We start from the raw sequence: 13,923 nt of genomic DNA, 5'->3' as shown, positions 1-13,923 counted from the left end.
CCCGTTCCAGCCCGGCTTCGCACCGAAGGTAAGAGAGACGGCCAGATGACCGACGTGATCACCGACGTGCCCGTTCCGCACGGTGGCAACGCCCGGTGAAAAGCCCCCGCCGGCGCTCGATCCGGTTCTCGCTCTACGGCCTGCTCGTCATTCCCATGGTGTCGCTGGTCACGCTGTGGGCGTTCGCGGCGCAGGGCGTCGCGTCCGAGGCGTTCCAGCAGCGCAACATCGACACGGCCAACGAGATCTACGGCTACGCCGTCCAGCCGATGCTGGTCACCCTGGCGCAGGAGCGCCAGGAGTCGGTGGTGTGGCTGAGCGGCGGCGGGCGCCTGCCGCGCACGTCGATGGACGCCGTCCGCGGGAAGATGGACGGCACGATCGTGCGGATGAACGAGGCCGCGCGCTCCGACGAGTTCCAGGACACGCTGAACGGCCCGATGAAGTCGCGGCTCTCGGTGCTGATCGGCAAGCTCAACGAGATCGGGAAGATCCGGGAGCAGGTCGACTCCGGGGCGCTGACCAAGCTCACGGCCTTCGAGGCGTACAACGACGTCGTCGACGCCCACTTCCGGTTCATCTACCTGCTGGTCGCCGACAACGGGTACCAGCAGGCGTACCACCTGACCGGCATGTCGCGGGCCATCGAGCTGGCCGGGCGCGAGGCGGCGCTGGTCGGCGGCGTGCTGGTCGGCGGCGGCCGGGCGACCCCCGCCGAGCACACCGCGATCACCCGGCTGGTGTTCGAGCGCCGCTACCTGGAGACCTCCAGCCTCTCCGAGTTCACCGCGGCCAACGGCGCGCCCTTCGAGCGGGCGCTGGCGTCCGCCGCCGCGAAGGGCTTCACCGGCGCCGAGAACCGCGTCCTCGCGACGCGGCCCGGGGCGCGGCTGCGGCTCACCCCGGACGCGTGGACGGCGTCCGCGGGCGGCTACATCAAGGCGCTGGACGGCGCCCTCGGCGCGTCGCGGATGGTGCTGGCCGCCGACGCGAAGAAGACCTCCGACGCGACGCTGCTGCGGCTCGCGCTCGTCGGCGGCATCGGCCTGCTCGCCATCGTCCTCACCGCGGTGCTCATGCTCCGGTTCGGCCGCCGGATCGGCCGCGACCTGCGGGACCTGCAGGACGCGGCGCACACGCTGGCCGAGCAGCGGCTGCCCGGGGTGGTCGACCGGCTGAAGCGGGGCGACGAGGTCGACGTGGCGGTGGAGGCCCCGCCGCTGGAGGTGGGCCGGACGGCCGAGGTGTTCGACGTCGCGACCACGTTCTCGACCGTCCAGCGCACCGCCGTGGAGGCCGCCGTCGGCCAGGCCGAACTGCGCCGGGCCGTCAACAAGGTCTTCCAGAACCTGGCCCGCCGCAACCAGTCGCTGCTGCATCGCCAGCTGTCGATGCTGGACACGCTGGAGCGCAAGGCGTCCGACCCGGACGCCCTGGCCGACCTGTTCGCCATCGACCACCTCACCACCCGCATGCGGCGGCACGCCGAGGGCCTGATCATCCTGTCCGGCGCCGCCCCCGGCCGCGGCTGGCGCCGCCCGGTCCGCGTGCTGGACGTGCTGCGCGGCGCCGTCGGCGAGATCGAGGACTACGCCCGCGTCGAGGTGGTCAGCACGGCGGAGGAGTCGATCGTCGGCTCCGCCGTCGCCGACGTGATCCACCTGCTCGCCGAGCTGATCGAGAACGCGGCGACCCTGTCGCCCCCGAACACCCCGGTCGAGGTCGACGCCGGGCCGGTGGGCCAGGGCCTCGTGGTGGAGGTCCAGGACCGCGGCCTCGGCATGGACCCGGACAAGCTCGCCGCCGTCAACCGGCAGCTCGCCCGCGAGCCGGAGTTCGACCTGACCGACGGCGAGCGGCTCGGCCTGTTCGTCGTCGGCAGCCTCGCGCACCGCCACGGCATCAAGGTGGCGCTGGAGCCGAACGCCTACGGCGGCCTCAAGACGATCGTGCTGCTGCCGCACGCGATCGTCGTGTCGGCGGACCGCGCGGCGGAGGAGGACGCGGCCCTCGACGGCCCGGCGCCGGAGGCCGCCGAGGCCGACCGGCCCGCGGCCGTGCCGGAGCCCGCCGGACGGCACCGCGCGGAGGAGCCCGAACCGGCGCCCCGCCCCGGACGGCACAGCGCGCCCGCCCCGGCACCGTCGCCCGACCCCGCACCGTCGACCGACCCCGCACCGGCGGCCGCCGCGCCCGCCGCGCCCGCGCCCGCGCCCGCCGCGCCCGCGCCCGCGCCCACGGCCTCCGCGGCCGACGCCGGCGGGGCGGGGGCCGCGGGGGAGGGGGGCACCCACGCGGGCATGCCGCGCCGGGTGCGGCGCGCGAGCCTGGCCCCGCAGCTCCGCGACCCCGCGCCCGCCGAGCCCGCCGCGCCGTCCGTCCCGGACGAGGGGCGGGCGTCCGGGCGGGCGGTGCGCTCGCCCGCCCGGGCCCGCTCGGTCATGGCGTCGATGCAGAGCGGCTGGCAGCGCGGGCGCGCCGAGCCGCTGCCGCCGGACCCGGCGGCGGAACCGACCGAGGAGGAAGGGGAGCGATGACCGCGGCACCGATCACCGAAGGGGAGGTGCTCCGGCTCCTCGACGGCATGGTGCGCCGTGCGGCGCCGCTGCGCGGCGCGGTCCTGCTGTCCAACGACGGGCTGGTCGTGGGGGCGTCCTCCGGGCTCGGCCGGGAGGAGTCCGAGCACCTCGCCGCGCTGGTCTCGGGCGTGCAGGGGCTCGCCCGCGGCGCGTGCCGCCGGTTCGCGGGCGGCGAGCTGCTGCAGAGCGTCATCGAGCTGGACACGATGCTGGTGTTCATGAACCCCGCCGGCGACCGGGCGTCCCTGGTCGCGATGGGGCCGCCGGACGTCGACGCCGGCGCGGTCGCGTACGAGATGACCGAGTTGGCCGAGCGGTTCGCCGAGCGCCCGCCGGTCCTGCCCCGGCTGTCGGTGCCGGGCCCGGGGTGAGCCGGGGTGAGCGATGACCGGTGGCTCGACGGCGACGCGGGACCCGTCGTCCGCCCCTACACCCTGACGCGCGGGCGGACCCGGCTCCGGGACGACACCCTCGACCTGATCTCCGTCCTGGAGGCCACCGGCGTGCCGGTCCCGGCGCGGTCGCGGCTGGCCCCGGAGCACCGGCGGCTGCTGGAGATCTGCCGGCGGTCGATCACCTTCGCCGACCTGACGTCGGAGATCGACCTGCCCGTCGGCGTCGTGCGCGTCCTGGTCGACGACCTGCGTGATGAGAATCTGCTCAGGGTGCTGAAGCCGACCCCGGCCGGCGACGTCCCGGATGAGCTCGTACTAAGGAAGCTGCTGAATGGTCTCCGTGCACTCTGACACCGAGCTCTCCGGCCGGGACGCGCCGGCCGGCCGATCGCCGCGAAGATCCTCGTCGCGGGCGGCTTCGGGGTCGGCAAGACCACGATGGTCGGCTCGATCAGCGAGATCCGCCCGCTGCGCACCGAGGAGATGCTCACCGACCGCGGCGCGGGCGTCGACGACACCACCGGCGTGAGCGGCAAGACCAGCACGACCGTCGCCATGGACTTCGGCCGGATCACCATGCAGGACGACCTGGTGCTGTACCTGTTCGGCACGCCGGGGCAGGAGCGGTTCTGGTTCATGTGGGACGAGCTGGCGCTCGGCGCGATCGGCGCGGTGGTGCTGGCCGACGTGCGCCGCCTCGCCGACTGCTTCGCCGCCGTCGACTACTTCGAGGACCGCGGCACCCCGTTCATGGTCGCGGTGAACTGCTTCGAGGGCGCCGAGCGCAAAGACCCCCGGGACGTGCGGATCGCGCTCGACCTGGAGGAGCACGTCCCGCTGCTGCTGTGCGACGTCCGCAGCCGGGACTCCGCCAGGGACGTGCTGATCACGATGATCGAGCACGTGCTCACCACGACCACGGGCGCGCGGTCCTGAGCGCGCCGCCGGCGCCGTCCCCCACGTGGCGGGCCGTTCCCCCAACCCCTTCCCCCTAGGAGCTGACAGTGCCTACGAAGCTCGCCGGCAAGTCCGTCCTCGTCACCGGTGCCGCGCAGGGCATCGGCGCCGCGACCGCGCGGCTGCTCGCCGAGCGCGGCGCCCGCGTCGTGGTCGCCGACATCAACGAGGACGGCGGGCGGGAGACCGCGGCCGCGATCGCGAAGGACGGCGGCGAGGCGCTGTTCGTGCGCGCTGACATCACGTCGGGCGCCGACATGGAGGCCGCGGTCCGCGCGGCGGTGGACGCCTACGGGCGGCTCGACTGCGCGGTCAACAACGCGGGCGTCGAGGAGCAGGGCGCGGCGCTGCACGAGATCACCGAGGACGCCTGGGACCGGCTGGTCGCGGTGAACCTCAAGGGCGTCTGGCTGTCGATGAAGTACGAGATCCGGCAGATGCTCGCGCAGGGCGGCGGCACGATCGCGAACATGGCGTCGGTCGCCGGGCTGGTGGGCCTGCCGCTCGGCATCTCCGACTACTCGGCGACCAAGGGCGGCGTCGTGGCGATGACGCGCACCGCCGCCATCGAGTACGTCCGGCAGGGCATCCGGGTCAACGCGGTCTGCCCGGGCGTCGTCCGCACCCCGCTGCTCGACCAGGCGATCCAGGGCGGCATGTTCACCCCGGAGGAGGCCGCCGCGCTGCACCCGACCGGCGTCCTGATCGACCCGGAGGACGTCGCCGAGACGTTCGCGTTCCTGTGCTCGGACGCGTCCCGGCACATCACGGGCCAGTCCATCGCCGTCGACTGCGGCATGTCGGCCGGCTGACCGCCGCCCCGGCCGCCGGACCCGGCCGCCGGGCCCGCGCGCGGCGCGGCCCGGCGGCGGTCCCGCCCGCGGCGGCTACCCCGACCGCAGCGCGAGCGGGGTCCCGCCCGCGACGTGCCGCAGCTTCGCGGGGTTCCGGACGTAGTACAGGCCCGCGACGCGGCCGTCCTCGACCCGCACCGCCATGACGCCGTCCAGCTCCCCGTCCAGCCGCACCAGCAGCGCCGGGCCCCCGTTGACCGTCGCCGGCTCGCAGGTGAGCGCGCCCTCCAGCCCGCCGCGGTAGAAGGCGATCAGCCGGTCGGCGCCCACGACCGGCTCCGGCGCGGCCTGCTTCACGCCGCCGCCGTCGCTCAGCAGGACGACGTCCGGCGCGAGCACGTCGAGCAGCTCCTGCGGGTCGCCGGTCTCCAGCGCCCGCCGGAACGACTCCACGGCCGCCCGGTTCTCCGCCGCGGACACCGCCCGGAGCGGGCGCCGCGCCGCGACGTGCCGGCGCGCCCGGTGCGCGATCTGCCGCACCGCCGCCGGGCTCCTGCCCACCGCCGCGGCGATCTCGCCGTAGCCGACGTCGAACACCTCGCGCAGCACGAACACCGCCCGCTCCGTCGGCGCGAGGCGCTCCAGGACGACCATCATCGCCATCGACACGCTCTCCGCGAGCTCGACGTCGTCGGCGACGTCCGGCGCGGTGAGGACCGGCTCGGGCAGCCACTGCCCCACGTACGCCTCCCGGCGCCGCTTCAGCGCGCGCAGCCGGTTGAGCGCCTGCCGGGTGGTGATCCGCACCAGGTAGGCGCGCCGGTCCGCCACCCGCTCCGCGTCGACCCCGGCCCACCGCAGCCACGTCTCCTGCAGGACGTCCTCGGCGTCGGCGGCCGACCCGAGCATCCCGTACGCGACGGTGAACAGCAGGTTCCGGTGGGCGACGAACGTCTCCGTCGAACTCGCGTCCACGACCGCCCCCTTCAGCGGACCGCCGCGCCGGCGGCCGGCGGCCGACCCCGCGAAGCGTCCTTGACCGGCCAGGTGTGCGAACCGGGCGCGCGCGCCTCCTTCGCGAGCTGCTTGACCGGGCTGGCGCACGCGCTCTCCTTCAGTCTCGCGCCCAGCCGGCCGCCCACGTGGAACCACGTCGCGGTGTCGTCGCGGTGGGCGAGCTGGAACACCCCGGCGTGGCGGCCGAGGCTGACGCACATCGCGGCGATGCCCTTGCCGAACTCCTCCGGGGCCTCGCCCGCGATCCGGGCGAGCACCGTGTCGGCGGCGTGCGAGCCCAGCGGCAGCGCCGCCTGGCAGCTCATCCGCAGCGGCGCGCCCGACGGCGCCGCGGCGTCCCCGGCCGCGACGATGCGCACGTCGTCCACGCTGGTCAGCGTCTCGTCGGTGGCGAGGCGGCCCGCGGCGTCGGTGGTCAGCCCGCTGCGCGCGGCCAGGTCCGGCACGGCGAACCCGGCCGCCCACACCGGCACCGCGCCCGGCAGCTCCCGCCCGTCCGAGAGCCGCACAACGCCCCGGTCCACCGACGTCGCCACCGCCTCCTCCAGTACCGTCACGCCCAGCTTCGCCAGCTCCCGGGCCACCGCGCGCCGCCCCCGCGGATGCAGGTACGGGCCGAGCCGGCCGCCGCAGACGAGCGTCACGTCCCGTCCCGTCTCCGCCAGTTCGGCGGCCGTCTCGATGCCGAGCGGCCCGCCGCCCACGACCGTCGCCGAGTCCGCGCCGGCGACCGCGTCCCGCAGCCGTCCCGCCTCCTCCAGGCTCGCGACCGGGTACGCGAACCCGGCCGCGCCGGGCACGCCCGGGGCCGCGCCGCTGCCGACCGCGTAGACGAGGTAGTCGTACTCCAGGACGGCGCCGTCCGCCAGCACCACGCGGCACCGGTCCGCGTCGATCGCCGCCGCGGTGCCGACCACCAGCCGGACGCCGTCCGCGAGGACGTCCCCGAAGTCGGCCACCGCGTCGCCGGTCCCGGCCGCGAGCTGGTGCAGCCGGACCCGCTCGACGAACCGCGGGCGCGGATTGACCAGCGTCACGTCCGCCCGCTGCGTCAACCGGTCGGCGGCCATGACTCCCGCGTACCCGCCGCCGATCACGACCACGTGCATGATGTCTCCCTCCGTCGCGCTCACCCTCTAGACACCGCCCGGCCCGCGCCCGTGACATCCGGGCGCCGGACCGGCGGTGCTTGCACCGCCCGGCACCGGGTACGGAGGGACGATGTTCCTGGTCACGGGCGCGGGCGGATACATCGGCGGGCGGCTGGTGCCCGAACTGCTGCGCGCCGGACGCCCGGTGCGGTGCATGGCCCGGTCGGCGCGGCGGCTCCGCGACCACCCGTGGGCGGCCGACGTGGAGATCGCCGAGGCCGACGCCACCGACCCCGAGTCGACGCGCCGCGCCCTGGCCGGCGTGGACGTCGCCTACTACCTGATCCACGCCCTCGGCCACGGGAAGTTCGCCGACACCGACCGCCGGGCCGCACGCACGTTCGCGGCCGCGGCCCGCGACGCGGGCGTCCGCCGGCTCGTCTACCTGGGCGGCATGGAACCCGCCGAGGACCCGTCGCCGCACCTGCGGTCCCGCGCCGAGGTGGGCCGCATCCTGCTGGACGCGGGCGTCCCCGCCGTCTGGCTGCGCGCCGCGGTGATCATCGGGTCGGGGTCGGCGTCGTTCGAGATGCTCCGCTACCTGACCGAGCGGCTGCCGGTGATGACCACCCCGCGCTGGGTGCACTCCCGGATCCAGCCGATCGCGATCCGGGACGTCCTGCACTACCTCGTCGCCGCCGCCGACCTGCCCCCCGACGTGAGCCGCGGCTTCGACATCGGCGGCCCGGACGTGCTCACCTACGCCGGGATGATGCGCCGCTACGCGGCCGTCGCCGGGCTGCGGCCGCGGCTGATCGTCCCGGTCCCGGTGCTGAGCCCGCGGCTGTCGAGCCTGTGGGTCGGCGCGATCACGCCCGTGCCCGGGGGCCTCGCGCGCCCGCTGGTGGAGTCGCTGCGCAACGAGGTGGTCCGCCGCGAGCACGACATCGACCGGTACGTCCCGCCCCCGCCGGACGGCCCGACCGGCTTCGACCGCGCGGTGGCGCTCGCGCTGCGCCGCGTCCGGGACGCCGACGTCGCCACCCGCTGGTCGTCGGCGAGCGTCCCCGGCGCCCCCAGCGACCCGCTGCCCACCGACCCCGACTGGGCCGGGGGCAGCCTGTACACCGACGAGCGGGCGTGCGAGGCGGACGTCCCGGCCGAGCGGCTGTGGACGGTCGTCGAGGGGATCGGCGGCGAGCGCGGCTGGTACTCGTTCCCGGCCGCCTGGCGCGTCCGGGGCCTGCTGGACCGGCTGGTCGGCGGGGTGGGCCTGCGGCGCGGCCGCCGCGACCCGCACCGGCTGCGGATCGGGGAGACCGTCGACTTCTGGCGCGTCGAGGAGATCGAGCCCCGCCGGCTGCTGCGGCTGCGTGCGGAGATGCGGCTGCCCGGCCTCGCCTGGCTGGAACTGGGCGTCGAGGAGCGCGACGGCCGCACCCGCTACACGCAGCGCGCCCTCTTCCACCCGCGCGGGCTGGCCGGACACCTCTACTGGTGGGCCTTCAAGCCGTTCCACGACCGCGTGTTCGGCGGCATGTGCCGGGGCGTCGTCCGGGCCGCCGAGGAACCCGCCCGCGAGGGCGCGCGGGCGGGGTGAGCGCGGGCCTCAGTGGCTCCCGGCGAGTTCGCCGGACAGCGTGCCGTGCATCTCGGCGCTCGGCTCGTTCAGGCCGACGATCTCGACGGTCTTCCCGCGCTGCCCGTACTTGGCGGTGACGGCGTCGAGGGCCGCGACGGTCGAGGCGTCCCAGATGTGCGCGCCGGTGAGGTCGATGGTGACGTGCCCGGGGTCGCCCGCGTAGTCGAACCGGTGGACGAGGTCGTTGCTGGAGGCGAAGAACAGCTCGCCGGTGACCGCGTACACGACCCGCCCGCCGTCGGGGTCGGTGACGGACGAGACGTCGACCAGGCGCGCCACCCGGCGGGCGAAGACCACCATCGCGGTGACGGTGCCGACGACGACGCCGATCGCCAGGTTGTGGGTGGCGACGACGACCGCGACGGTGACCGCCATGACGAGGGTCTCGCCGAGCGGCATCCGCCTGAGCGTGGCGGGCCGGACCGAGTGCCAGTCGAACGTGCCGACCGACACCAGCACCATGACGGCGACGAGCGCGGCCATCGGGATGTCGGACACGACCGGCCCGAACACGATGCACAGCACCATCAGGAACGCCCCCGCCAGGAAGGTCGAGAGCCGGGTGCGGGCCCCGTTCTTCACGTTGATCATCGTCTGGCCGATCATCGCGCAGCCGCCCATGCCGCCGAAGAACCCGGTGACGATGTTGGCGACGCCCTGCCCGATCGACTCCCGCGTCTTGTTCGAGCGGGTGTCGGTGATGTCGTCCACGAGCTTGGCGGTCATCAGCGACTCCATCAGCCCGACGAACGCGAACGCGAGCGCGTAGGGGGCGATGAGCGCGAGGGTGTCGAACGTGAACGGGACGTCGGGGAGGCCGAGGGCCGGCAGCGACGACGGCAGCTCGCCCTTGTCGCCGACGGTCGGGACGGCGATCCCGGCGGCGACCGTGATCACCGTCAGGATGACGATCGACACCAGCGGCGCGGGGACTGCCTTGGTGACGCGGGGGAACAGCACCATCAGCGCGAGCCCCCCGGCGGCCAGCGGGTAGACGGGCCACGGGACGTCCCGCAGCTCGGGGACCTGCGCGAGGAAGATCAGGATGGCGAGCGCGTTGACGAACCCGACCATCACCGACCGGGGGACGAACCGCATCAGCCGCGCCACGCCGAGCGCGCCGAGGACGATCTGGAAGATCCCGCCCAGGATGACCGCGGCGACCAGGTACCCGAGGCCGTGGTTGATCGACAGCGGCGCCACGACCAGCGCGATCGCGCCGGTCGCGGCGGAGATCATCGCGGGACGGCCGCCGACGACCGCGATGGTGACGGCCATGGTGAACGACGCGAACAGCCCGATCCGGGGATCGACCCCGGCGATGATCGAGAACGAGATCGCCTCGGGGATCAGCGCCAGCGCCACCACCAGCCCCGACAGCACCTCGGTGCGGACCAGCGCCGCGGTGATCGGCCGGCTCGGTTTCATGCGGCTCGCCAGGACGGCAGGCAGGGACAAGGCACTCCAGACACGGGATCGCGCGCGCACCCCGCACGGGCGCGCGGCGGAAAGGGGAACGGATGAGCGGACCGGACGGCCCCGGCCTCGTCGCCGGGAGCGGCACCGGAAGATCGTCCGCCGGGCGCGCGGAACCGCCCCGCGCGCATCCCTACTCTAACGTGACAGAAGAGTCGTTCGACCGCCGGGCGCGACCATGATCACAGCGCCTAGGCTCGGTGGCGCACCCCCCGGCCCGTCCCCGACCGGTCCGAGACACCGACAGGAGCACCAGGTGACAGCGCGCCTCGGCTCGCCGAACGAGCGTGACGGCCTCGACACCGCCCGCGGGCACGGGCCGGAACCGGTGGCCGGGGAGGGCGGGCGGCTGCGGCTGACGAGCCCGGACGGCCTGGCCGTCCAGGTCAGTCCGGCAGGCCCGCGGCGAGCATCGGGATCAGGGTGAGGTCCGGCTTGTCGCGCTCGATGGCGCGAATGCGCCACTTGTCGGGGAACACGGCGACGAGCGCGCCGTCCAGGTCGCGGGTGAACACCTCCACGCCGCGCTGGGCCGCCAGGGCGGGCGCCGACTCCTTGTCGGTGAGGCGCGCGGTGGTGTAGTCGAGGCGCGTCAGGTTGACGGGGGCGCCGAACTCGTCGGCCATGCGGGCGGTGACGACCTCGAACTGCAGCGGCCCGACCGCCGCCAGCACCGGCGCGCCGTCCCCGCGCAGGTCGCTGCGCAGGACCTGCACGACGCCCTCGTTGTCGAGCTGGTCGATGCCGCGGCGGAACTGCTTGGCGCGGCCGTTGTCGTCGACGCGCGCGACCATGAAGTGCTCGGGCGCGAACGCCGGGATCGGCGGGAACACCACCGGCCCCTTGGCGTAGAGGGTGTCGCCGACCTTGACGCCCGCGGCGTTCGGCAGCCCGATCACGTCGCCGGGGTAGGCGGCGTCGACGGTGGAGCGGTCGCGGCCGAACACGGTCTGCGCGTGCTTGGTGGTCAGCGGGCGCCCGGTGGCGGCGTGCGTGAGCGTCATGCCGCGTTCGAACCGGCCCGAGCACACCCGGACGAACGCGAGCCGGTCGCGGTGCGCGCGGTCCATGCCCGCCTGCACCTTGAACACCTGCCCCGCGAACGGCGCCTCGACCGGACGGTCGACGCCCCGTTCGTCCGCCCGCGGGCCCGGCGCGGGCGCGAGCCGGCGCACGGTGTCCAGCAGGGCCTCGACGCCGAAGTTGGGCAGCGCGGCGCCGAACAGCACGGGCGTGCACGTCCCGGCGGCGAACGCGTCCATGTCGAGGGTCGCGCCGATCTCGTCGAGCAGCGCGAGCTCCTCGGCCGCGGTCGTCCAGGCGTCGCCCTCCTCCGCGGCGGCCCGGTCGGCGGGGACGGGCTCGGCGACCGCGCGGGTCGCGCCGCCGGGCGTCCGCCGGAACCGCACGTAGGACCCCGCGTCCCGGTCGATGAGCCCGCGGAAGTCGCCCGCGACCCCGACGGGCCAGTTCAGCGGCGCCGGCCGCAGCCCGATCCGCTGCTCGACCTCGTCGAGCAGCTCCAGGGGCTCGCGGCCCGGACGGTCCCACTTGTTCACGAACGTGATCACCGGGATCTTCCGGTGGCGGCAGACGTCGAACAGCTTCAGCGTCTGCGCCTCCAGGCCCTTCGCCGAGTCCAGCAGCATGATCGCGCCGTCGACCGCGGCCAGCACCCGGTAGGTGTCCTCGGAGAAGTCCGCGTGCCCCGGGGTGTCCAGCAGGTTCAGCAGCGCCCCGCCGTACTCGAACCGCAGCACCGACGAGGTGATCGAGATGCCCCGCGAGCGCTCCATGTCCATCCAGTCGGAGGTCACGCCCCGCCGTCCGGCCTTGCCGTGCACCGCCCCCGCCCGCTCGATCGCCGCCGCGTGCAGCGCGAGCGCCTCGGTGAGCGTCGACTTGCCCGCGTCCGGGTGGCTGATCACCGCGAACGTCCGGCGCCGCGCCGCCTCCGCGCGGACCTCGCCGCTCACCGCGGCCCCCCGTGGAGCACCATCGTCCCTCCGTCCGATCGAACGCTACCCTTACGTTAGGGCACATTCCGCGCGCTTCCGCCGGACCGGAGTACCCGGCGGATGATGGCAAGCTGGACGCACGTCATGGATCACCCGTCCCCGGTGTGACCGTCCGGTGACGCGAGGAGGAACCCGATGGACGGCAGGCACATGCAGATCGGCGAGGTCGCCGACCGGACCGGCCTGAGCCTGCGCACCATCCGCCACTACGAGGACGTCGGCCTCGCCCTCCCCACCGCGCGCTCGCAGGGCGGCTTCCGCCTCTACACCGACGACGACGTCGCCCGCCTCCTCGTCATCAAGCGGATGAAGCCCCTCGACTTCACCCTGGAGGAGATGCGCGACCTCCTCGCCATCCTCGACGAGCTCCAGTCCGCCGGCGACGCCGCCCGCGCCGACCTCGCCAAGCGCCTCGCCGTCTACCGCGCGCTCGTCGAGGAACGCTGCGCGAAGATCCGCACCCGCCTGGCCGACGCCGAGCAGTTCTCCGCCGAACTGTCCGCCGAGCTGCGCAGGCACCGGCCGTAGCGGCGGTCACGGCCGGGCGACCCCGATCGGGTTCGACACCGGCACCGCCGCGCGGTCGATGAGCGTGCGGCTCAGCGCGGTGAGCGTCCGGACCGTCCACGCCGGGTCGTCCAGGGCGCGCAGGCCCGCGCCGGACAGCCGGTCGGTGGCCTCCTCGATCCGGGCGCGCAGCGCGGCGCCGTCCGCGGTGAGCCGCTCGGCGGACTCCAGCACGCCCCGCTCCACCAGGGCGCGTTCCGCCGCGGCCCACTCGCCGTCCGTCCAGCCGCGGTTGCCCTGGATCGCCGCACGCGACACCCGTCCGGTGGCGACGTGCGTGATCGACGCCTGCAGGCCGGTGAGCCCGTGCGCGGTCGCCGCCGCCACGTGCCCGTCCCCGCGGTGCTCGCGCAGGACGGTCGCGGCGAGCCACAGCCGGGCCAGCGGCGACCGGGGCCGCTCGACGGACGCCCACGCCCCGGCCAGGGCCCGCCCGTCGAACGGCAGCGCGTCGACGGCCCGGTCGAGCCCGTCCGCGACCCGCCGCAGATCGGCGAGCGACCCCTCCGGGGCCAGCTCCGCGAGGACCGCCTCGGCGGCCTCCAGCCGCGCCCCGACGGCCGCCTCCGGCTCGATGCGCGTCCAGATCTTGGGGATCGCCTTGGCGACCATGGGGAGCGAGAAGCCGAAGAACAGCGCCGCGACCGCCTCCGGCGGCGTCCGCCCCAGCGGCGCGGCCCGTCCCGCGAAGTAGCCGTTCCAAAACCCGGTCAGCCCGGTCCCGGCCATGGCCGAGGCGAACCGCGGATGGAAGTAGCAGACGGCGTGAACCGGTTCGTACGCGCGCCAGAACCGTCGCTCGGCGCTGCCGGCGGTGTCTTCGTGCACCCCCTCAATCTCGCGCATCCCGCCGGAGGGCGCAGCCCCCCGGTCCCGTTTCCCGCGGACCCGGCAGTGGGGAGTGGATCGTCCGGGGTGGCTTGGCGGGTAGGGCGGGTTCCATGTCGTATCGGTTATCGATGCAGGTATTGGACGCGCGGCGGTCCCTGCGGGGAGGCTCGGTGACGCAGGCGGGCGGCGGGCCCGCCGGGACTTCGGGAGGGTGTCATGCCTGTTTTCGTGCTCACGTACCAGGTGTCCGACGAGGGGGTCGCCGAGGTCGCCGAGGCGGTCGGGAAGGCGTTCGCCGCCGTGAACGCGCAGCGGCCGGAGGGCGTCCGGTACGCCTACCTCCGCCGCGCCGGCAGCAGCGAGTTCGTCGCGCTGCTGGAGCTCGCCGAAGGGGTGGAGAACCCCCTGCCCGGCATCGCCGAAGCGCGCGAGCTGCAGGCGGCCGTGACCAAGTGGGCCGCGGGGCCCGCGCCGGCGCCCCGGCCGTTCGAGGTGCTCGGCGATTACGGGATGTTCGGCTGAACGAGGGGCGGGCGGCGGCCGCGGCGGCGGCGCT

Annotated in this window: 13 protein-coding genes; 8 read left to right on the top strand and 5 right to left on the bottom strand. The window is 75.0% G+C overall.

Features of this window, described 5'->3' with window-relative positions:
• Nucleotides 1–95: 95 nt before the first annotated feature.
• The 5 genes from H505_RS0130900 (at nt 96) to H505_RS0130880 (ending at nt 4,743) form a co-directional block, all read left to right on the top strand.
• Nucleotides 96–2,537, top strand: coding sequence for a sensor histidine kinase (locus tag H505_RS0130900; RefSeq protein ID WP_026405058.1), 2,442 nt, complete (start codon nt 96–98; stop codon nt 2,535–2,537).
• Nucleotides 2,534–2,950 carry a roadblock/LC7 domain-containing protein gene (locus H505_RS45405; protein ID WP_034520680.1) on the top strand — a complete coding sequence of 139 codons (417 nt, stop codon included), beginning with the start codon at nt 2,534–2,536 and terminating at the stop codon, nt 2,948–2,950. The genes H505_RS0130900 and H505_RS45405 overlap by 4 nt, the downstream gene beginning before the upstream one ends.
• Nucleotides 2,951–2,956: 6 nt before the next feature.
• Complete coding sequence (locus tag H505_RS0130890) at nt 2,957–3,325, top strand: DUF742 domain-containing protein (protein ID WP_026405057.1); 369 nt, start codon at nt 2,957–2,959, stop codon at nt 3,323–3,325.
• 36 nt (nt 3,326–3,361) lie between these two features.
• On the top strand, nt 3,362–3,910 hold the full coding sequence (locus H505_RS0130885) for a GTP-binding protein (RefSeq protein WP_026405056.1): 549 nt from the start codon (nt 3,362–3,364) through the stop codon (nt 3,908–3,910).
• Nucleotides 3,911–3,978: 68 nt separating this feature from the next.
• Nucleotides 3,979–4,743, top strand: a complete 765-nt coding sequence (locus H505_RS0130880; RefSeq protein ID WP_026405055.1) for a glucose 1-dehydrogenase — start codon at nt 3,979–3,981, stop codon at nt 4,741–4,743.
• A 75-nt stretch (nt 4,744–4,818) separates the two neighbouring features.
• Here the strand turns inward: H505_RS0130880 and H505_RS50260 are convergent, their stop codons facing one another.
• Both H505_RS50260 and H505_RS50255 read right to left on the bottom strand, forming a co-directional pair.
• Complete coding sequence (locus H505_RS50260; protein WP_034520678.1) at nt 4,819–5,700, bottom strand: RNA polymerase sigma-70 factor; 882 nt, start codon at nt 5,698–5,700, stop codon at nt 4,819–4,821.
• Nucleotides 5,701–5,711: 11 nt separating this feature from the next.
• Nucleotides 5,712–6,851, bottom strand: a complete 1,140-nt coding sequence (locus H505_RS50255; RefSeq protein WP_034520675.1) for an NAD(P)/FAD-dependent oxidoreductase — start codon at nt 6,849–6,851, stop codon at nt 5,712–5,714.
• Between the two features lie 112 nt (nt 6,852–6,963).
• Between H505_RS50255 and H505_RS0130865 the strand changes: the two genes are divergently transcribed.
• Entirely contained in the window at nt 6,964–8,433 is a 1,470-nt protein-coding gene (locus tag H505_RS0130865; protein WP_026405052.1) for an SDR family oxidoreductase, read from the top strand.
• A 9-nt stretch (nt 8,434–8,442) separates the two neighbouring features.
• On the opposite strand, the gene H505_RS0130855 is transcribed toward H505_RS0130865, so the two are convergent.
• Nucleotides 8,443–9,903, bottom strand: coding sequence for a SulP family inorganic anion transporter (locus H505_RS0130855; RefSeq protein WP_034520673.1), 1,461 nt, complete (start codon nt 9,901–9,903; stop codon nt 8,443–8,445).
• Nucleotides 9,904–10,337: 434 nt separating this feature from the next.
• A complete protein-coding gene (locus tag H505_RS0130850) occupies nt 10,338–11,927 on the bottom strand; it encodes a peptide chain release factor 3 (protein WP_026405050.1) in 1,590 nt (529 codons plus the stop codon).
• A 177-nt stretch (nt 11,928–12,104) separates the two neighbouring features.
• Here H505_RS0130850 and H505_RS0130845 point away from each other — a divergent pair, with 177 nt between their 5' ends.
• Nucleotides 12,105–12,497, top strand: coding sequence for a MerR family transcriptional regulator (locus tag H505_RS0130845; RefSeq protein ID WP_026405049.1), 393 nt, complete (start codon nt 12,105–12,107; stop codon nt 12,495–12,497).
• A 6-nt stretch (nt 12,498–12,503) separates the two neighbouring features.
• Here H505_RS0130845 and H505_RS0130840 read toward each other — a convergent pair whose 3' ends face one another.
• Entirely contained in the window at nt 12,504–13,364 is an 861-nt protein-coding gene (locus tag H505_RS0130840; protein ID WP_026405048.1) for an SCO6745 family protein, read from the bottom strand.
• 219 nt (nt 13,365–13,583) lie between these two features.
• On the opposite strand from H505_RS0130840, the gene H505_RS0130835 reads away from it, so the two are divergent.
• The gene (locus H505_RS0130835; protein ID WP_064743744.1) at nt 13,584–13,889 is read left to right on the top strand and encodes a hypothetical protein; all 306 of its coding nucleotides are present in this window, start codon (nt 13,584–13,586) and stop codon (nt 13,887–13,889) included.
• The last annotated feature ends 34 nt before the right edge of the window (nt 13,890–13,923 follow it).

This window comes from Actinomadura rifamycini DSM 43936, from assembly GCF_000425065.1.
Taxonomy (GTDB): Bacteria; Actinomycetota; Actinomycetes; order Streptosporangiales; family Streptosporangiaceae; genus Spirillospora; species Spirillospora rifamycini.
The sequence above is the reverse complement of the archived record's forward strand: the minus strand, read 5'-3'. Positions and strand labels throughout refer to the sequence as shown.